Here is a 16,902-nt window from a genome sequence, read left to right on the forward strand (position 1 = left end):
GCCATCAGCCGCCTCGCAACCAGATACAATTCGGTTGACCATTGTTCTCTTTTTGTTCTAATTCGGATTATACCGGTCGAGAACGCGAGGTCATCATGCAGTTGGCATTTGAGTTCTATGGCGAGCTTCCGCGTGGGCCAGTGCGAGGGGAGAGATTGTTCTTCGCGGTGTTTCCCGCCGCGGAGGATGCGCGTCGGATCGAACGGTTCAGGCAGGATTTTCTCAAGGCGAACCATTTCCGCGGTAGCATGTTGCGGCAGGACCGCTTCCACGTCTCGCTCCACCATATCGGCGACTTCAAGCGGCTCAAGTCGCCGCGCACCTATGCGGCGGAACTAGCCGGCGATCTCGTCCAATTGCCTGCTTTCGAGATAACGCTCAATGCAATCAAGAGTTTTGGTGCGATCCCCAAACGGGGCAGGGCACCGAGTTATCCGCTCATCCTGTGCTGTGAAGGGGCAGCCCTGTTCGAGCTCCATGAAATACTGGGTGCGGCCATGACCAAGTCGGGGATGCGTGCCTTTCCGGATTTCACCCCACATCTGACCCTTTCCTACGGCGAGTGGCCAATATTGAAGCAGGAGATCAATCCGATCCATGTTCGGATCACAGGCTTTTGCCTGGTTCACAGCAGGTTGGGGAAGACGAAATATCGGATCATCAAGCGCTGGCCTCTCGTAGAGCCCAAGCTGCTGCTGCATTGACCTGTGCGTGAGGAAGCCCGATGCCGCCCGTTACCGTTGATCCCGCCAAGGTCCGTGAATTCGCGGATGCCGACAGCTTCCATGCCTGGCTTCGCGACCATCACGACAGCGAAAGCGAAGTCTGGATCAAGATCCACAAGGTGGGCTCGGGGCTCGCCTCGATCACGGCCAAGCAGGCGATCGACGTGGTGCTGTGCTGGGGCTGGATCGACGCGGTGCGCAAGGGGCTCGACGAGCGCAGCTTCCTGCAGCGCTATACGCCGCGCGGGCGCAAGAGCATCTGGAGCCGGATCAATGTCGACAATGTCGCCCGCCTGGTCGCCGAGGGGCGCATGACCGAACACGGGTTGAAGCAGGTGGAGGCCGCCAAGGCGGACGGCCGCTGGGACCGGGCCTATGAGAGCGGCAAGGATCTCAAAATTCCTGCCGATCTCCAGGCTGCGATCGAGACCGAGCCGGAAGCGCTGCAGATGCTGGCAACGCTCAGCGCTCAGAACCGTTTCGCATTGGCCTTCCGCATGCACAACACCAAGACCGAGGCCGGGCGGAAGAAGAAGATCGAGGCCTTCGTCGCCATGCTCAAGCGCGGCGAGACGATCTATCCGCAATCGAGGAAATGAGGCGGCAGCGCCCTGCGAATGAAGGACCGGGCCGGCAATGGGAGCGTGTCATTCCCGGTCGAGCGTAGCGAGGGGAAGGGAAGCTAGGGGCTAAAACCGCGCCCCGCCGCTCCTGGATTCCCTTTCCGCCGCCTGCGGCGGCGCCGGGAATGACGGGTCGAGCTTTATGCGATCTGGGATCAGATCGGCAGTGCCTCGACCACGACGCCGTTCTCGGCAACGACCATGCCACCCCGCAGCACGAGCTTGCGGGGCGGGCGGTTGATCACGGCTTCCTCGACACTCGGCGTGTCTATGACGACGAGATCGGCCGGCGCACCCGGTGCCAGGCCGTAGCCGGCGACCCGGAGTGCCTTGGCCGGCTCGACGGTGGCAAGGTCGAGTGCCAGGCGCAGATCCTCATTGGCGTAGAATTCCTGCCGGGAAGCGACGATGGCGGCACGATCGAGCATGTCGCCATTGCCGAAGGGAGACCAGCAGTCGCGGATGTTGTCGGAGGCCGCGAAGAGGATGACGCCATGGCTGCGCAGCGCCTTCACCGGCGGTACCGGCACGGCGGCCGGGCTCGATGTCATGATCGCCACGCCGGCGCGCGCCAGGGCCTCCGCGGTGCGGCCGAAGCTCTCCGGAGATTGATCGCCGAGGGAAAAGGCATGGCTCACCACCACACGCCCCTGCAGGCCGAGCGCCCCGGTGCGGCTGGCGATGTCGCGCAGCTCGGAGCCACCGGTTTCGCCGCCGTCATGCAGATGGATGTCGACCCCCTTGCCGTGTTTTTCGGCGAGGGCGAAGACGATGTCGAGCTGGCCTGGCACGTCATGGTCGAAACCAGCTGGATCGAGCCCGCCGATCAGGTCCGCACCGGCAGCGAGGGCGGCATCGAGGAGGTCGGCTGCGCCGGGTTCGCTTACGACGCCGCTCTGGGGAAAGGCGACGATCTCGATGTCGACCCAAGGCCTCCAACGTTCGCGAACGGCGAGCAGGGCCTCCAGATTGGCGAGCTTCACGTCATTATCGATATCGACATGGCTGCGCACGCGGGTGGTGCCGTTGGCGACGAGGCGACGCAGGAGATTGGTGGCGCGAGCCTCGACGGGCAGGGGGACTGCATGCCGGGCCACGCGTTCGGCGGCGATGCGCTCGCGCACGCTTTCCCCCGGCACATGCGGCACCAGCGGTGCACCCATGTGGGTCTTGTCGAGGTGGATATGGCCATCGATGAAGGCGGGAAGCAGCAGGGCACCGGCAAGATCGCGCCGATCCGGAGCGCTCGATTGGAAGCGGGGCTCCTCGATCGAAGCGATACGCCCGTCGACGATATGGACATCCGCCCGGCGTCCATCGGGCAGGGTGGCATTGGCAAGCAGCATCAGATGAGTCCGAGACGTTTGGCGGCAACGTAGTTGTAGAGCGGATCGCGATAAAGCTTGAATTCCTCGGAGGCCGAGAAGCTGAGGCTGAGATCGTGCTCGTCATCATGCCTGACGGCCTCGGCGAAAATCTCCGGCCAGTCCGGCACCTTCTGCCGACGCCATTCTTCCACCTGTTCGGCCGCCGGAATGTCGGGAAAGCCGATCTTGGGAATCAGCGAGGCGATGGCCTGCCAAAAGCGGCGCATCGGTATCGTCGGGTCGGGCGACCGCGGCGCCATCATGCGCAGCCAATGCGTGCCGGTAAGCGCATGCAGCAGGGAGAAGTCCTGGGTGGCCGCAAAGAGCGCCAGCGACAGGCGGGCGTACCGGTCCATGGTGTCGGGGCCGATGGCCAGCATGTCGTGCACGGGCGCGAATTCCGGCTTGGCTGCGACCGCGCGCATATTGTGCCAGAGCAGGTCGCATTCTGTGACGATATGGCGGAAGGAGGAAGGCCCATACATATAGGCCAGCACATCGAGCGGATCGTCGGTTGTGCCGGCTTCACCCCGGCCGGTGCCGAGGTCGAGATAGGTTGCGGCCCAATAGGCGAGAGCGATGGCGGTTTCCTCGTCATTGTCCGTCCAGGTCGCATAGGCCATGCGCATGAAGGCATGCATGGCGCTGGCGGCAAAGCCGTCGAACAGGACGGGCAGATAGAGCCGGGCTGCCGGCGTGGCCCCGAGCCGCATAACCTCCGACCGGAAGAAGGTGCGGTAATCGCCCTCCCGTTCGCGATCTCCCAGGGCGTCGCGCCAGTTTTCCCGGGAGATCACCTCCTTGGGGGCAGGCACCGGAACGAGGCCGTTCTGGACGCGGTAGATCTCGCAGAACTCTTCCAGCCGCCGGTCATCAGCCCCCATGCGCTGCATGGCAACCAGGATCATCGGCAGGTGGTTGGCGAGCATATAGGGAAACTCAGCGCTCCATTGCTGTGCCCAGCCTATGCAGCGCGTGAGCGCATCGTCCTTCCTGTCCGCTTCCTGTCGTGCCGACATCGACCCCTCCCCATCCGGTCCTGGTTTGCCGGCGCATGAGGGGGCTCTGCGTTCCCTCTTGGCCGCTGCCGGAAATCTATCCTGTCCGCGCAGGGCAGAAAAGGGTCATGCGCAACAAACCAAACAAAATTATGTAATAATTTGTTCGAACTTGCGAGGATATGGGGATTGTATTTTGTTAAGTTGCAAAAAAATGTTTGAGTGTGGTCGAATTTCTCACATTCTGATTGCGCGTAAAAAATGCAATGATAGCCTCCCGGTTGCGAGGGTGTAACGGAGGGGACCCACGATGAACATGACGGCAAAATGCCGCTCTCTCATGCTGGCGGGATTTCTGGTGTTTGCGGGAGGCGCGCAGGCCCAGGAACGTTTCGATGGCGTCACGCTGAGCCTGGCATCGCAGAACGACCAGTTCGCGGTGATCCTGGCTGCAATGGCGCCGGATTTCGAGAAGGCCACCGGCGCCAAGGTCAATGTCGAGATCCTGAGCTATCCCGAACTCTTGACCAAGATTACGGCCGATTATGTCGGTCACACCAAGGGCTATGATATTGCCACCACCGACATCGTCTGGTCGGGGCAGTTCGCCGAAGCCGGCTATACCGTCGACCTTACCGACTGGATCAAGCGCGATGCCGCCGAGATCAAGGTTGACGATATCTATCCCAGTCTGATGAAGGGCCTGGGCGGCTACAAGGGTAAGCAGGTCGCCTTTCCCTTCGCCGGTTATGCCAATGTGCTGGCCTATCGCAAGGACCTCTATGAAGCAGCGGGCCTGAAGCCGCCGGCGACGATGGAAGACTACATCGCCGATGCGATCAAGCTGACCGACCCGGCCAAGAAGACCTTCGGCTTCGTCGCCAATGGCCAGAAGGGCCCGGCCGTGGCGCAGGACTGGATGCAATATAACTTCCAGCTCGGCGGTTCGATCCTGGGGCCTGACGGCAAGCCCACGCTCAATTCGGCGGCCAATCTCCAGAGCGTCATGGATTACAAGAAGCTGTTCGACAAGGCGGCTCCTCCCGGCGCGGCCGATTATGATTGGGGTGCGCGCGAGGAAAGCTTCCGCCAGGGCATGGTCGCCAACATGCAGACCTGGTCGATCGGCGCCGCCGGCTACGACAATCCGGAAATCTCCAAGGTGGTCGGCAAGGTCGGCATCATGCTGACGCCGGCGCGTGCCGGCAAGCAACCGGAATACGGCATCGGCGGCTGGGGGCTCGGCATCAATGCCGACATCGACAAGCGCAAGCAGGAGGCGGCCTGGGCCTTCATCAAGTGGATCACCAGCCCGGCCGTGCACAAGGAATTCAATCTCCGCGGTGCCGGCAGCTATCTGCGCAAGAGCGAGATGACGGACAAGGACCTTCTGGCGAAGTTCCCGTTCCTGCCCGTGCTGGCCACCTCCTTCGAGCATGGCAATGTCGATTTCCGGCCGCGCATTCCGCAATATCCGGAATTGCAGGATCTGATCGGCTCGGCTGTCAATGGCGTGCTGGTCGGCAACGCCGATCCCAAGGCAGCCCTGGACGATGCCCAGGCCCAGGCCGAGAAACTGTTCTGAACCTGAAATCTCCCAATGAGTGCAGCGAGCATGCGCTCATTGGGAATTAACTTCCGCAGGGCCTGTCCAAGCAAGGTTGCATTGCCACCGAGGGCGGCGCGATCATGCTCGCGCCTGTCTTGTCGTCGACGATTCCGGAGAGCCTGGATTTGGAAAGCAGTTCAACGCGTCTCGTCGGAAGCAACGGCGCCACGAGGGCGATGCCCCGGCGCCTGTCCTATGCACGCAAGCGCCAGCTCTTCCTGTTCCTTCTGGCGGCTCCCGCCATACTCTATGTGCTGGCCATCGCCGTCTGGCCGATGGCACAGGGGATCTTTTATTCCTTCCAGGAATACAGTCTCGTTCGCCCGGCGGGCCGGCATTTCGTCGGGCTCGATAATTATATCGCCCTGTGGAGCGACAAGACCGCCCGCCAGGCGCTGATCAACACCTTCATCTTCACCATCGGTGCCGTTTCCCTCGAGTTCGTCTTCGGCCTCGGCATCGCCCTGCTGCTCTGGCGCGACGACCTGTTCAACCGCATCGCCCTCGGCCTGTTGCTGATCCCGGCAACGGTGACGCCGCTGGTCGTCGGGTTGGTCTTCAAGGCCATGCTCAACGCCGACTATGGCGTGCTCGGCTATTTCCTGGCCGAGGCCGGCATTTCGGGGCCGCGAGGCCTGCTCGCCGATCCGCTGCTCGCCTTGCCGACCTTGATCGCCGTCGACGTCTGGGAGTGGACGCCGCTGATGGCGCTGATCCTGCTGGCCGGGCTGAAGTCCCTGCCGACTGATATCCTCGAGGCGGCACAGGTCGACGGCGCCACCAGCGCGCAGCGCTTCGCCCTGATCATCCTGCCGCTCCTGCTGCCGGCGGCCTTCCTGGCCCTGGTTCTGAGGATGATGGATGCCTTCCGTGTCTTCGATATCATCTATGTCAGCACCAGCGGCGGGCCCGGCGATGCCACCACTACGCTGATGATCCATGGCGTCAAGCAGGGACTGGAATTCTTCAATATCGGCAGGGCCTCGGCCGTGAGCAATCTGATCACGGTCTGCATCGGCGTGATGGCGGCCTTCTTCATCTTCCTGGTCAGGCCTGCGAGGAACCGCAATGCGTGAGGCTGCTGCCGACAGGGGATTATGGGCAAGGCGTGCCGCGCTGATCGTCATCCTCGCCATCGCGCTCTTTCCGATCGTCTGGCTGTTCTCCACCGCCTACAAGCCGGCGAGGGATATCTTCACCACGCCGCCGCAGCTCTTCTTCGAGCCGACCTTCGCGAATTTCGAAAACGTCTTCCGGCTGTTCGACCTGTGGTCGCTGGTGAAATCGAGCCTGATCATCTCGATCGGCTCGACGCTGCTGTCGCTGCTCCTCGGCGTTCCCGCCGGCTACGCCCTGGCCCGATCCAAGAATCCGAAAGCCGTGTGGCTGGCCTATTTCTTCCTGGCCATCCGCACGGTGCCGCCGGTCGCGACGTTGATCCCCTTTTACCTGATGATGCGCGACATCGGCCTGCTCGGCACCTGGTGGGCGGTGATCCTGCTCAACACCGCCCTGAACAGCGCCTTCGTGGTGTGGATGATGTTCTCCTATTTCCGCGCCTCGCCGGTGTCGATCGAGGAGGCGGCCCTGACCGACGGCAGCAACGACTGGAGCACCTTCCTGTTCACGGCCCTGCCGACCGTGGTGCCCGGCATCATCGCCAGCGCCATCTTCTGCATCATGTTCTCCTGGAACGACTTCCTCTATTCGATGTTCCTGACCCGGGCCGACAGCAAGCCGATCTCGGTGGCGCTGCTCTCGGCCTATGGCACCAAGGACATTTCCTGGGGCACGCTCGGCGCGCTGGCGCATTTCTCCACTCTTCCCATCGTCTTGATGATGATCCTGCTCAATCGCTATTTCGTGCAGGGCCTGACCAAGTCGGCCCACTGAAGGTTCTGTCATGGCCGCAATCAGCTTTTCCCAGGTCAGCAAAGCCTATGCCGACGGGCATCTGGCGGTAAACAAACTGGATCTCGACATCTCAGACGGCGAGTTCCTGGTGCTGGTCGGTCCGTCGGGCTGCGGCAAGTCCACGGCCCTGCGCATGATCGCCGGATTGGAGACCATCACCGGCGGCACGCTCTCGATCGGTGCTGAGGTGGCCAACGACCTGTCGCCGCGCGAGCGCAACGTCGCGATGATCTTCCAGAGCTATGCGCTCTATCCGCATCTTTCCGTCGCCGACAATGTCGGCTTCGCCCTCAAGGTGCGCGGCGAGAGGCGCGAGGTGATCGAGGAGAAGGTGAAGGCCGCCGCCGCCATGCTCGAGCTGGACAAGCTGCTCACCCGCCGCCCCGGACAGTTGTCCGGCGGCCAGCGCCAGCGCGTCGCCATGGGACGAGCGATCGTGCGCGAGCCCGCTGCCTTCCTGATGGACGAACCCTTGTCCAACCTCGATGCCCGACTGCGGGGCCAGATGCGTGCCGAGATCGCCCGCCTGCAGCGGGCGAGCGGCGTGACCACGGTCTATGTGACGCATGACCAGGTCGAGGCGATGACCATGGGCGACCGGGTGGCCGTGATGAATGGCGGCGTGCTGCAGCAATTGGCGCCGCCCCGCGAGCTCTACGACCGGCCGGTCAATCTGTTCGTCGCCACCTTCATCGGGGCGCCGCCGATCAATTTGCTGTCCGGCCGGCTGTGCCGGAGCGGGCAGGGGATGGAAGTCGCCCTGCCGGGCCTCGTTTTGCCCTTGCCGGCTGCTTTCATGCAGGAAAGGCCCGGGCTTGCCGCTGCTGGCGATCGCGAGGTCGTGGTCGGCATTCGTCCCGAAAACCTGTTCGTCGCCGATGGTGCTGCCGAGGCGCTTTCCGCTCGCATCGCCTTTCAGGAGGACCTGGGGGCGAGCCTGCTCATCCATGTCGATCTCGTCGAGCCCGGAACGGGCGCAGAGCAGAAGCGCGCGGGGCTGGACGAACTGGACGAAAGCGCGCCGGCCGCAATCTCCACCCGCATGCGCATCAGCGCGCCTGTCAGTGCGAGGCGCAAGGCCGGCGATGCCGTGAAGGTTGGGATCCAGGCCGACAGCCTGCACTTCTTCGATCCGGCAAGCCAGCTGGCGATCCGCTGAAGGCATCGGGAGCCATCTTCGTACGGTGCTCGCGCTTGGCGGCTTTCCCAACCATGCCTATCTATGATTTAAGCTCGTCATTGCGAGCGTAGCGAAGCAATCCAGTTTTGGGTAGGCGGTTTCTGGATTGCTTCGCTACGCTCGCAATGACGGAAATATCGCCTGCCAGGTGGCAATACGTCATTCGGCTTCCGGCTTCATTGACAGGACCTCTTCTTTGTTCACAGGCATCATTCAGGGCGTCGCCGACATCGACGCCGTCAACGACCATGACGGCTTGCGCACTTTCACGCTGCGCTTTCCCGAGGGCTTCAGCGAAGGGCTCGCCATCGGCGCCAGCGTCTCGGTGGACGGTGTCTGCCTGACGGTAACCGAGTTGGTCTCGGCGCAGACGGCAACCTTCGATGTGATGCTGCAGAGCTTGAAGATCACCACTTTGGCCGACTATGTTGCCGGCGATCGCGTGAATGTCGAGCGGGCCGCCAAGGATGGCGCCGAAATCGGCGGGCATCCGATCTCGGGCCATGTCGATTTCTCCACCGCCATCGACTCCGTCGGCACCTCGGAAGGCAACAAGGTCATCCGCATCGCCATCCCGCCGGATTTCGCGCGCTACATCTTCGCCAAGGGCTATATCGCCATCAATGGGGCCAGCCTGACCGTGTCGGAGGTCGACAAGAAGGAAGGCTGGTTCGAAGTCTGGCTCATTCCCGAAACCCGCCGCATGACCGTGTTCGAGGACAAGCGCGCCGGCGACCGCCTCAATATCGAGATCGAGCGCGACACCCAGGTGGTTGTCGATACCGTGCGCGATGCCGTCCAGGAGAGCCTGGGGCGCCTGCAGCCTGTGCTGGAAGCCCTGCTCGCGGAAAAGGGCCTCAACCTCGAGGACTTCGTGCAGGTGCCGCGCCAGATCGGCAAGAGCTGAGGCTCGAAGGGATCTGCGATGTCAAATGTCGTGCCGTTCGGTAGAAGGAAACTGGACGGCGCGGGATCTGAAGGAAAGTCACAAAGACGATTCGAGGTCCAACTTTTCATCAAACATCCAAGTATCGATCCAGCGGAAATTACGGCAGCGATCGGGCTTGAACCAAAATTTCAGCATAGAGCCGGAGATCCTCGTACCTCCCCCAAGGGCGAGCGTCTGCGGAGCCTCTATCCGAACACGAGTTGGCGCTATAGCGAGCGACATCATGTCGAAAAGCAATGGTTTGCCAGTCGTGTCGATGACCTGATCGATCGCCTTCTTCCCCACAAAGCCCTTCTGCTTAGCCTTAGGGAAACCGGCGGCAAGACGTGGATCATCGTCGAGTTTCTTGGCGATGGTTATTTCGGCGACGAAATTCCGCTGCGGACATTGGCTAAATTGGTCGAGCTTGGCCTGGATTTCGGCATCGAGGTCTTCGCTGTTCCTCAAAACTGAAGCTTTCGCACCCGTCATCACCCCATACCCAGTACCACGGCGCCCCCGGTCATGCCGGCGCCGGCCGCGGAAAGCAGCAGCTTTTCGCCCGGCCTGAACGGTTCGGCCTGATGGGCGAGCGAAAGCGACAGCGCGATCGTGGCCGCTGAGGAATTGCCGTAGTTCTCGATGCTACGCACGGTTTTTGCTGCATCGAGCCCGAGTTCCGCCGAGACGGCGTCGAAGATGCGCGTATTGGCCTGATGCGGCACGAAACGATCGATGTCCACGGCCGCCAGCTCCGCGCGGGCCATGGCCCGTTCGGCGCAGCGGCTCATCATGCGCACGGCCTGCGAGAACACCGCCTTGCCGTCGCGCATGGTCATCAGGAAATCCTGGGCGGCGATTTCTGGTGCGAAGGGACGGTTGCTGCCGCCAGCCGGGATGGAAATCAGGTCGTATTGGCTGCCGTCGGAGGCAAGGTCGACACCGAGGAGGCCGGTCTCCTCGGCGCGGGAGGGGCCGAGCAGGAGGGCGCCCGCGGCATCGGCGAACACCACGGCGCTGGCGCGCTCATGAGGATTGATGCGGCGGCTGAGGATGTTGGCGGCAACCACCAGCACGGCCTTTTCCTGGGTGCGCACGAAGCCGTCCGCCAAAGTGAGGGCGTAGAGGAAGCCCGAGCAGGCGCCGGCGAGGTCGACGGCTCCCGCTTTCGGCAACCCCAGCCGGTGCGCCAGCAGAGGCGCCGAGGGCGGCAGCAAATGGTCGGGCGTCGACGTCGCAAGCAGGACGAGCCCCACCGCATCGGGCGCAATGCCGGCATCCGCCAGGGCTGCGGCACAGGCCTCGGCCGCTAGGCCGCTCAGCGTGTCCTCGGCGCCAGCCCAATGGCGATGGCGGATGCCCGTCCGCCGCTCGATCCAGCCGGCCTCGAGGCCGAGGCTCGCCTCGATCTCGGCATTGCCGACCCGACGTTCCGGGACGCGATGGCCGAAGCCGAGCACGCGGCTCGAACGGCAGCGGGTCATCGGCCGGCGCCGGCGACCAGGTCCACCGCCTCGTCGATGGTCGCATAGGCGCGGTCGAGATCATCCGGCGTGACGCAATAGGGCATCATCAGATAGATTACATTGCCGAGCGGGCGGATGAGCAGGCCGCGGGCCTTGAAGAAGGTGCGCAGCCGCGGCCCCGCATCGGAAAGATAACCGCCGGAGGGCACGGCGATTTCCATGACCGCGATGGTGCCGCATTGCCGGAGGTCGGCGAAACGCGGATCGCTGCGGAACCGGTCGAGGCGGCGGCCGTGTCCGGCCGCCAGGGTGGCGATACGTTCGGCAACCGGCTCGGCACGCCAGATGTCGAGATTGGCGCAGGCGGCCGCGCAGGCAATGGGATTGGCGGTATAGGAACTGGAGTGGAAGAAGGTGCGGCTGCGGTCATCCGACAGGTGCGCCTCGAAGATCTCCGCCGTGCACAGGGTTGCCGCAAGCGGCACGGCACCGCCGGTAAGCCCCTTGGATAGGCACATTATGTCGGGCGTGATGTCGGCCTGCTCGCAGGCGAACAAGGAGCCGGTGCGGCCCCAGCCCGTCATCACCTCGTCGGCGATCAGGAGGACGCCATGGGTCTCGGCGATCCGCTTCAGTTCGGTGAGAACCCAGGGGGCGTAGATGCGCATGCCCCCTGCACCCAGCACCAAAGGCTCGATCAACAGGGCCGCGATGTCGCCCTGCCGGCAGAGGTGTTCGAAGGTATCGAGCGTGCGCTGTTCCTGCCCGGCGGCGGGAAAGGGCAGGCTGTCGACCGAGAACAGCAAGGGGCCATAGGCCGCATTGAAGACACCGCGTTCACCGGCCGACATCGTGCCGATGGTGTCGCCATGATAGCTGTGCTCCATCACCGCGATGCGCGAGCGCGGCGTGCCTCGATTGTGGAAGAAGCCGAGCGCCATCTTCAAGGCGACCTCGACCGCGGTCGAGCCGCTGTCGGAATAGAAGACATGGGCGAGGCCTGCGGGCGCGAGCTCGATCAAGCCCCTGGCGAGCGTCTCGGCCGGCTCATGCGTATAGTCGGCAAAGATGATCTGGTCGAAGCGTTCGCTGGCCTCCCGGATCGCCTGCATGATGGCGGGATGTCGGTGGCCATGGGTAATCACCCACCAGGAGGAGATCGCATCGAGCACCGCCTGCCCGTCCTCCTCATAGAGGAAGGCACCTTCCGTGCGGGCGATCCGGCGCGTCACCGGATCGAGCTGATGCTGGGTGAAGGGATGCCAGACCGGCGAGGGCAGGGATTTCAGCATGAGGCAAGCCCCTTCTTGATAGTGGATAGGTCGATCCACTTCCGGAAGCCGGCATGCAGGCCATCGGCGGTGAGGGGATCGAGTTTTGGCAGCAGGCCCAGGCTCCGGACATCGCCGATCTCGGCGATGACGGACTGACTGTCAGGCTGCTCGTCGCCGATGAAGACGATGCCGAGGATGGGAATGCCCCGGCGGCGCATGGCCTCGAGCGACAGCAGCGTGTGGTTGATGGTGCCGAGCGCCGTGCGGGCACAGAGGATCGCCGGATAGCGCCAGCGCGCGAAGACGTCGGCGAACACGATCCGGCGCGTCAGCGGAACCAGCAGCCCACCGGCGCCCTCTATGACGAGGGGGTCGGCGACCGGCGGCGGATTGAGCATATCGGGATCGAGTTCCATGCCGTCGATGGCAGCCGAGAGATGCGGCGAAGCCGGCGTGGCGAGCCGGTAGGCTTCCGGCAGGATGCGGTCTCGTGGGAGCCTGCCCAGACGCTGCACCGTCTCGCTATCGGTCTCCTCGTCGAGGCCCGATTGCACCGGCTTCCAGTAGCTGGCATCGAGCGCATGGGCGAGAGCGGCTGAGAACACGGTCTTGCCGATGCCGGTGTCGGTGCCGGTGACGACGATGCGCGGATGAGCCTCATCAATCATGGCGCAGCTCCTGGGACCAGGGATGTCCTCGTTCGCTCTTGGAAACACTGCGCCTCGATAAGAGGAAGAGGCGGACGGGACGTCCGCGATCCCAGGATCTGCGCTTCATCGCCCATCCTCCGCCATCACCATCGCAAGCCGCTCGACCATCTGCGCTATAGCCTCCTCGTCGACATTGAGGGTGATGGCGATACGAAGACGCGCCGTGCCGGCCGGAACCGTCGGCGGCCGGATGGCGCGGATATCGAAGCCGTCCGCCTGCATCCGTTCGGCGACGGCGAGGCAGCGCTCATTGTCGCCGATGATGACAGGCAGGATCTGCGAGCCGCTGGTCGCGATGCCGAGCCGCTCGACCAGCAGGCGGTTGGCGAAAGCGATCAGGGCCAATTCGCGTTCACGCCGCTCCGGCTCATCCGCCAGTGCGTGGAGTGCCTCCCGCACCAGCACGGCCTGGAGTGGCGAGGGAGCGGTGGCATAGATGAAGGGCGCGGCGTGATTGACCAGGACATCGCAGAGCACGGCGCCGGCACCGATGAGCGCTCCCGATGAGCCGAGTGCCTTGCCGCAGGTATGCAGCACCACGACATTGTCGCGGCCTTCCAAGGCGGCGGCAAAGCCGCGTCCGCCCGGGCCGTGAACACCGGTGGCGTGGGCTTCGTCCACATAGAGGAAACCATCATGGGCATCGGCCAGCGCCATCAGCTCCGCCAGGGGTGCGATGTCGCCATCCATGGAATAGAGGCTCTCGACCACGATCCAGGGATGGCCGCTGCCGCCCGCCGCCCGCCAGGCACGGATGGCCTGTTCGAAGGCCGCGACGTCATTATGCGGCACGGCCACCGCCGCTGCGCGGCCAGCCGCGATACCGGCATGGGCGCTGGCATGGATGAGGGCGTCGTGGACGACGAGGTCGCCGCGCTGCGGCAAGGTGGAGAGCGCGGCGAGATTGGCGGTGTAGCCGCCGTTGAAATAGAGCATGCGCTCCGAACCGAAGAACGTGGCAGCCTCGACCTCCAGGGCTTCGTGCTCGGGATGGTTGCCGCGCAGGAGACGCGAGCCGCCGGCACCGGCGGGCACACAGCGATCGACCGCAGAGACGACGGCTTCGCGCAAGCGCGATGACGACGCCAGCCCCAGATAATCATTGGAGCTGAAATCGATGCCGCTTTGCGGCGCCAGGACGCGCCGCCGCCCCTTACGCTCGAACTGGCCGAGCCTTGCCGCATAGCGCGCCAGCCGGGGCCGCTCGCCCGGCAGTGCCATGCTCATGGCGCATCCTCCGGCGGCGCCGCCGTCAGGCCGAGGCGGCGCATCAGGCTGGTATCCTTGTCGTCGCCCGGATTGGCGGCGGTGAGCAGCGTGTCGCCGACGAAGATGGAATTGGCGCCAGCGAAGAAGCACAGGGCCTGCATCTCGTCGCTCATTGCCGTGCGGCCAGCCGTCAGGCGTACATGCGAGGCGGGCATCAGGATGCGGGCGAGGGCGATGATGCGGATGAACTCGATCGGATCGACAGGAGGGGCATCAGCCAGCCGGGTGCCCGGCACGGGGATCAGCATGTTGATCGGCACGCTCTCCGGCGCCTCGGGCAGGTTGGCCAAGGTCACCAGCATGTCGATGCGGTCATCGACCGCCTCGCCGAGGCCGAGAATGCCGCCCGAGCAGACCTTGATGCCGGCCTCGCGGACATTGGCCAGCGTATCCAGCCGCTCGGAGAAGCTGCGGGTGGTGATCACCTCGGGGTAGAAGCGCTCGGAGGTATCGATATTGTGGTTGTAGTAATCGAGGCCGGCCTCGGCGAGCGTCCCGGCCTGTTGGGGCGAGAGCATGCCGAGCGTCATGCAGGTTTCCATGCCGAGCGCCTTCACGCCTTCCACCATGGCGACGAGCATCGCCATGTCGCGCTGCTTAGGGCCGCGCCAGGCCGCGCCCATGCAATAGCGCGTGGCGCCGCCCGCCTTGGCCTGGCGCGCCTCCTCGATCACCCTCTGCACTTCCAGGAGTTTGGAGGCCTTCAGCCCGCTGTCGTGATGGGCGGACTGGCTGCAATAGCCGCAATCTTCCGGACAGCCGCCGGTCTTGATGCTGAGCAGCTTGCTGAGCTGGATGCGGTTGGGATCGAAATGCCGGCGGTGAACGGTCTGGGCGCGAAACAGCAGGTCGTTGAACGGCAGGTCATAGATCGCACGCGCATCGGCACGGTTCCAGGGCAGGGGGATAGCGCTGTCAGCGCCCGAACCGAGGATGCCGGCTGTGGTTTCACGGCTCTGAACTCTCGATACCTGATCGTGCATATCGTCTCCTCGCATGACCACTCACGGATCCCATGGGGGAGACGCGAGTCCGGGAAGGAGAGGCAGCCAAACATCGGGCGCCTCAAATTATAGATAAAATTTGAAATCTATCTATCTGGAATCATCATAAAGTTGCGAAGAGAGGATGCATCTGATTTTATCATAGATAATCTATGGAGCTGCCATGGCTGAAACCGTCGCCGAGCGCATCGCGCGCACCCTGGCCGAGCGTATCGTGCGCGGAGAACTGGGGCCTGGCACGCCGCTCCGGCAGGACAAGATCGCGGCGGAGTTCGAGGCGAGCCATGTGCCCGCCCGCGAGGCCTTCCAATTGCTGCGTGCCCAGGGGCTTGCCGTCAGCGAGTCCCGGCGCGGCATGCGGGTGGCACCGCTCGACCGCAAGGCGGCGCAGGAAATCGTCGAGATCCGCGCAAACCTTGAAGTGTTGGCCGTCAGCCAGGCTATTCCCTGGCTGAATGCGGTGAGCTTGGAGCGAATGGAGCAGGCGCTTCAGGCTGGCGACCGGGCTGACACTATCGAGGCATGGGAGCTCGCCAACCGGGCTTTCCACCGCGAGATCGTGGCGCCATGCCGCATGCCCCGGCTGCTGGCCATGCTGGACGGACTGCAGCTCGCCAATTCACGCATCATCTTCGCCGCAACACGCACCGCCGGTTGGCGGCCCGGCACGAGTCACGCCCACCGGCAGATCCTCGATGCCCTGAGGCAGCGCGACGCCGGCCGCGCGGCCACCCTGCTGCAGTCACATATCCGCGGGCTTGAGCAGGGACGGGGTGGCGGGCTGGCTTCCATGCCCTGATCGCCAGGCCATGACCCCTTCCGTGCGGGCTCGAACCTCGGGAGAAGCAAGGCAACTGGCAACGGCCTCGTAGCCGGGAAAACCGGGAAGGGCTGCGACCAGCGCGGGAGGGCTGTGATTGGCCGGACACAGGATGACGGCCTCGTCCCCGCCTACATTCGCCAGGTCCAGGATGGCACGGGATCGGGTCAACATGAAAAGAGGAGGGGCGCCTGGCGCGCGAGACCGAAGATGGCGAGCGACTGCTCTCTGGGAGGGTTCGTCCAACTCCTGTTCGATCATGTCGACGACGAGATAAGCGGAGCCACTGGCCTCGAGGCCGGCGACCAGGGCCTTGAGAGCATCGGATAGGCGGGCGCCGAAACCGACGAGCTGTTCCAGCCTGTGCTCGACGCGGGCGCGAAGAGCCGGATCGGCTGCCAGAACATCCCGCCATGCGGCGCCGTCAGACAGGCGTTCCAGGCCGAGAAACGCCGCATCCGGCAGGGTTTCGGCCAGTCGCAAGGCGAGCCGGGTCTTGCCGGAGCCGAGCGGGCCGATGATGTAGGTCAGTGGCTTGATGTCCTGCATCTCGAAGCGTTCGCCACCCCAGGGCCAGGGCAGGTCGAAGGCAATGGCTGGCGGCCGGGCCGCGAGCGGCCCTCGCATGAGGTCCCGAACCGTGCATGCCGGCGAGCGTGAAAGACCGCTTCGCAGGCTCCCGAGTGCTGCGAGCGTGGCGGCAAGGCCCTCGAGCTGCTCCTGCACGGCCGACTGATGGGCCGCGAGTGCGGCATCCAGTTCCCGGTAGTCGCCGTTCAGGAGCCGTGCAATCCCGGCAAGGGGGAAACCCAGTGTGCGAAGCTCGGCAATCTCGCGTGCCCTACGCATCTCGTCGGGGCCATAGACCCGCCAGCCCGCCGCGGTACGGGGTGGCGCGAGCAGGCCCTTGTGCTCGTAGAGCCGCAGGGCCTTGGCCGAGATGCCCAGCCGCCGGGCGGCTTCGGATGGATTGAGGAAGCGCACTGATGCCGGCATGAATCACCCCTGGCTGGCT

Annotated in this window: 17 protein-coding genes; 9 read left to right on the forward strand and 8 right to left on the reverse strand. The window is 64.2% G+C overall.

The features are described from left to right. Positions 1-155 precede the first annotated feature (155 nt). Both BA190_RS03555 and BA190_RS03560 read left to right on the forward strand, forming a co-directional pair. The gene (locus tag BA190_RS03555) at positions 156-704 is read left to right on the forward strand and encodes a 2'-5' RNA ligase family protein (RefSeq protein WP_068282658.1); all 549 of its coding nucleotides are present in this window, start codon (positions 156-158) and stop codon (positions 702-704) included. Between the two features lie 20 nt (positions 705-724). Then, complete coding sequence (locus BA190_RS03560; protein WP_068282661.1) at positions 725-1,324, forward strand: YdeI family protein; 600 nt, start codon at positions 725-727, stop codon at positions 1,322-1,324. Between the two features lie 179 nt (positions 1,325-1,503). Here the strand turns inward: BA190_RS03560 and BA190_RS03565 are convergent, their stop codons facing one another. Beyond that, entirely contained in the window at positions 1,504-2,694 is a 1,191-nt protein-coding gene (locus BA190_RS03565) for an amidohydrolase family protein (RefSeq protein ID WP_068282664.1), read from the reverse strand. Continuing rightward, positions 2,694-3,734 (reverse strand): questin oxidase family protein, encoded by a 1,041-nt coding sequence (locus BA190_RS03570; protein WP_068282668.1) that lies wholly within the window; start codon positions 3,732-3,734, stop codon positions 2,694-2,696. The genes BA190_RS03565 and BA190_RS03570 overlap by 1 nt, the downstream gene beginning before the upstream one ends. Positions 3,735-4,023: 289 nt before the next feature. Here BA190_RS03570 and BA190_RS03575 point away from each other — a divergent pair, with 289 nt between their 5' ends. The 6 genes from BA190_RS03575 (at position 4,024) to BA190_RS35055 (ending at position 9,818) form a co-directional block, all read left to right on the forward strand. Next, entirely contained in the window at positions 4,024-5,298 is a 1,275-nt protein-coding gene (locus BA190_RS03575) for a sugar ABC transporter substrate-binding protein (protein WP_068282672.1), read from the forward strand. A gap of 200 nt (positions 5,299-5,498) precedes the next feature. After that, positions 5,499-6,398 carry a carbohydrate ABC transporter permease gene (locus tag BA190_RS03580; RefSeq protein WP_068283023.1) on the forward strand — a complete coding sequence of 300 codons (900 nt, stop codon included), beginning with the start codon at positions 5,499-5,501 and terminating at the stop codon, positions 6,396-6,398. Beyond that, complete coding sequence (locus tag BA190_RS03585) at positions 6,391-7,215, forward strand: carbohydrate ABC transporter permease (protein ID WP_068282674.1); 825 nt, start codon at positions 6,391-6,393, stop codon at positions 7,213-7,215. Before BA190_RS03580 ends, BA190_RS03585 begins: the two co-directional genes overlap by 8 nt. 10 nt (positions 7,216-7,225) lie before the next feature. Continuing rightward, the gene (locus BA190_RS03590; protein WP_068282677.1) at positions 7,226-8,395 is read left to right on the forward strand and encodes an ABC transporter ATP-binding protein; all 1,170 of its coding nucleotides are present in this window, start codon (positions 7,226-7,228) and stop codon (positions 8,393-8,395) included. A gap of 217 nt (positions 8,396-8,612) precedes the next feature. Beyond that, the gene (locus tag BA190_RS03595) at positions 8,613-9,323 is read left to right on the forward strand and encodes a riboflavin synthase (RefSeq protein ID WP_068283025.1); all 711 of its coding nucleotides are present in this window, start codon (positions 8,613-8,615) and stop codon (positions 9,321-9,323) included. A gap of 18 nt (positions 9,324-9,341) precedes the next feature. Further along, positions 9,342-9,818 (forward strand): DUF4279 domain-containing protein, encoded by a 477-nt coding sequence (locus BA190_RS35055; RefSeq protein ID WP_082979426.1) that lies wholly within the window; start codon positions 9,342-9,344, stop codon positions 9,816-9,818. A 17-nt stretch (positions 9,819-9,835) separates the two neighbouring features. Here BA190_RS35055 and BA190_RS03605 read toward each other — a convergent pair whose 3' ends face one another. The 5 genes from BA190_RS03605 to bioB all read right to left on the reverse strand — a co-directional run bounded on the left by BA190_RS03605 (position 9,836) and on the right by bioB (position 15,046). Further along, positions 9,836-10,828: a beta-ketoacyl-ACP synthase III gene (locus tag BA190_RS03605; RefSeq protein ID WP_068282683.1), complete on the reverse strand. Its 993-nt coding sequence runs from the start codon at positions 10,826-10,828 to the stop codon at positions 9,836-9,838. Then, on the reverse strand, positions 10,825-12,102 hold the full coding sequence (locus tag BA190_RS03610) for an adenosylmethionine--8-amino-7-oxononanoate transaminase (protein WP_068282685.1): 1,278 nt from the start codon (positions 12,100-12,102) through the stop codon (positions 10,825-10,827). Before BA190_RS03610 ends, BA190_RS03605 begins: the two co-directional genes overlap by 4 nt. Then, entirely contained in the window at positions 12,096-12,752 is a 657-nt protein-coding gene (gene bioD / locus BA190_RS03615) for a dethiobiotin synthase (protein WP_068282688.1), read from the reverse strand. Before bioD ends, BA190_RS03610 begins: the two co-directional genes overlap by 7 nt. A 105-nt stretch (positions 12,753-12,857) precedes the next feature. After that, a complete protein-coding gene (locus tag BA190_RS03620; protein WP_068282691.1) occupies positions 12,858-14,021 on the reverse strand; it encodes an 8-amino-7-oxononanoate synthase in 1,164 nt (387 codons plus the stop codon). Beyond that, positions 14,018-15,046 carry a biotin synthase BioB gene (bioB, locus tag BA190_RS03625; RefSeq protein WP_082979427.1) on the reverse strand — a complete coding sequence of 343 codons (1,029 nt, stop codon included), beginning with the start codon at positions 15,044-15,046 and terminating at the stop codon, positions 14,018-14,020. Before bioB ends, BA190_RS03620 begins: the two co-directional genes overlap by 4 nt. Before the next feature lie 184 nt (positions 15,047-15,230). On the opposite strand from bioB, the gene BA190_RS03630 reads away from it, so the two are divergent. Then, the gene (locus BA190_RS03630; protein ID WP_068282694.1) at positions 15,231-15,866 is read left to right on the forward strand and encodes a GntR family transcriptional regulator; all 636 of its coding nucleotides are present in this window, start codon (positions 15,231-15,233) and stop codon (positions 15,864-15,866) included. Here BA190_RS03630 and BA190_RS03635 read toward each other — a convergent pair. Beyond that, the gene (locus tag BA190_RS03635) at positions 15,810-16,883 is read right to left on the reverse strand and encodes a MerR family transcriptional regulator (RefSeq protein WP_068282697.1); all 1,074 of its coding nucleotides are present in this window, start codon (positions 16,881-16,883) and stop codon (positions 15,810-15,812) included. The genes BA190_RS03630 and BA190_RS03635 overlap by 57 nt on opposite strands. Between the last annotated feature and the right edge of the window lie 19 nt (positions 16,884-16,902).

This window comes from Labrys sp. WJW (genome assembly GCF_001676615.1).
In the GTDB taxonomy this organism is placed as follows: Bacteria; Pseudomonadota; Alphaproteobacteria; order Rhizobiales; family Labraceae; genus Labrys; species Labrys sedimenti.

Excerpts from the sequence above, each read along its gene's own strand:
- BA190_RS03610 (WP_068282685.1), bottom strand. The coding sequence starts at position 12,102 with ATGCTGAAATCCCTGCCCTCGCCGGTCTGGCATCCCTTCACCCAGCAT.
- BA190_RS03585 (WP_068282674.1), top strand. The coding sequence starts at position 6,391 with ATGCGTGAGGCTGCTGCCGACAGGGGATTATGGGCAAGGCGTGCCGCG.
- BA190_RS03590 (WP_068282677.1), top strand. The coding sequence starts at position 7,226 with ATGGCCGCAATCAGCTTTTCCCAGGTCAGCAAAGCCTATGCCGACGGG.
- BA190_RS03570 (WP_068282668.1), bottom strand. The coding sequence starts at position 3,734 with ATGTCGGCACGACAGGAAGCGGACAGGAAGGACGATGCGCTCACGCGC.
- BA190_RS35055 (WP_082979426.1), top strand. The coding sequence starts at position 9,342 with ATGTCAAATGTCGTGCCGTTCGGTAGAAGGAAACTGGACGGCGCGGGA.
- BA190_RS03575 (WP_068282672.1), top strand. The coding sequence starts at position 4,024 with ATGAACATGACGGCAAAATGCCGCTCTCTCATGCTGGCGGGATTTCTG.
- BA190_RS03565 (WP_068282664.1), bottom strand. The coding sequence starts at position 2,694 with ATGCTGCTTGCCAATGCCACCCTGCCCGATGGACGCCGGGCGGATGTC.
- BA190_RS03580 (WP_068283023.1), top strand. The coding sequence starts at position 5,499 with ATGCCCCGGCGCCTGTCCTATGCACGCAAGCGCCAGCTCTTCCTGTTC.
- bioB (WP_082979427.1), bottom strand. The coding sequence starts at position 15,046 with ATGCACGATCAGGTATCGAGAGTTCAGAGCCGTGAAACCACAGCCGGC.
- BA190_RS03560 (WP_068282661.1), top strand. The coding sequence starts at position 725 with ATGCCGCCCGTTACCGTTGATCCCGCCAAGGTCCGTGAATTCGCGGAT.
- BA190_RS03630 (WP_068282694.1), top strand. The coding sequence starts at position 15,231 with ATGGCTGAAACCGTCGCCGAGCGCATCGCGCGCACCCTGGCCGAGCGT.
- bioD (WP_068282688.1), bottom strand. The coding sequence starts at position 12,752 with ATGATTGATGAGGCTCATCCGCGCATCGTCGTCACCGGCACCGACACC.
- BA190_RS03620 (WP_068282691.1), bottom strand. The coding sequence starts at position 14,021 with ATGAGCATGGCACTGCCGGGCGAGCGGCCCCGGCTGGCGCGCTATGCG.
- BA190_RS03635 (WP_068282697.1), bottom strand. The coding sequence starts at position 16,883 with ATGCCGGCATCAGTGCGCTTCCTCAATCCATCCGAAGCCGCCCGGCGG.
- BA190_RS03605 (WP_068282683.1), bottom strand. The coding sequence starts at position 10,828 with ATGACCCGCTGCCGTTCGAGCCGCGTGCTCGGCTTCGGCCATCGCGTC.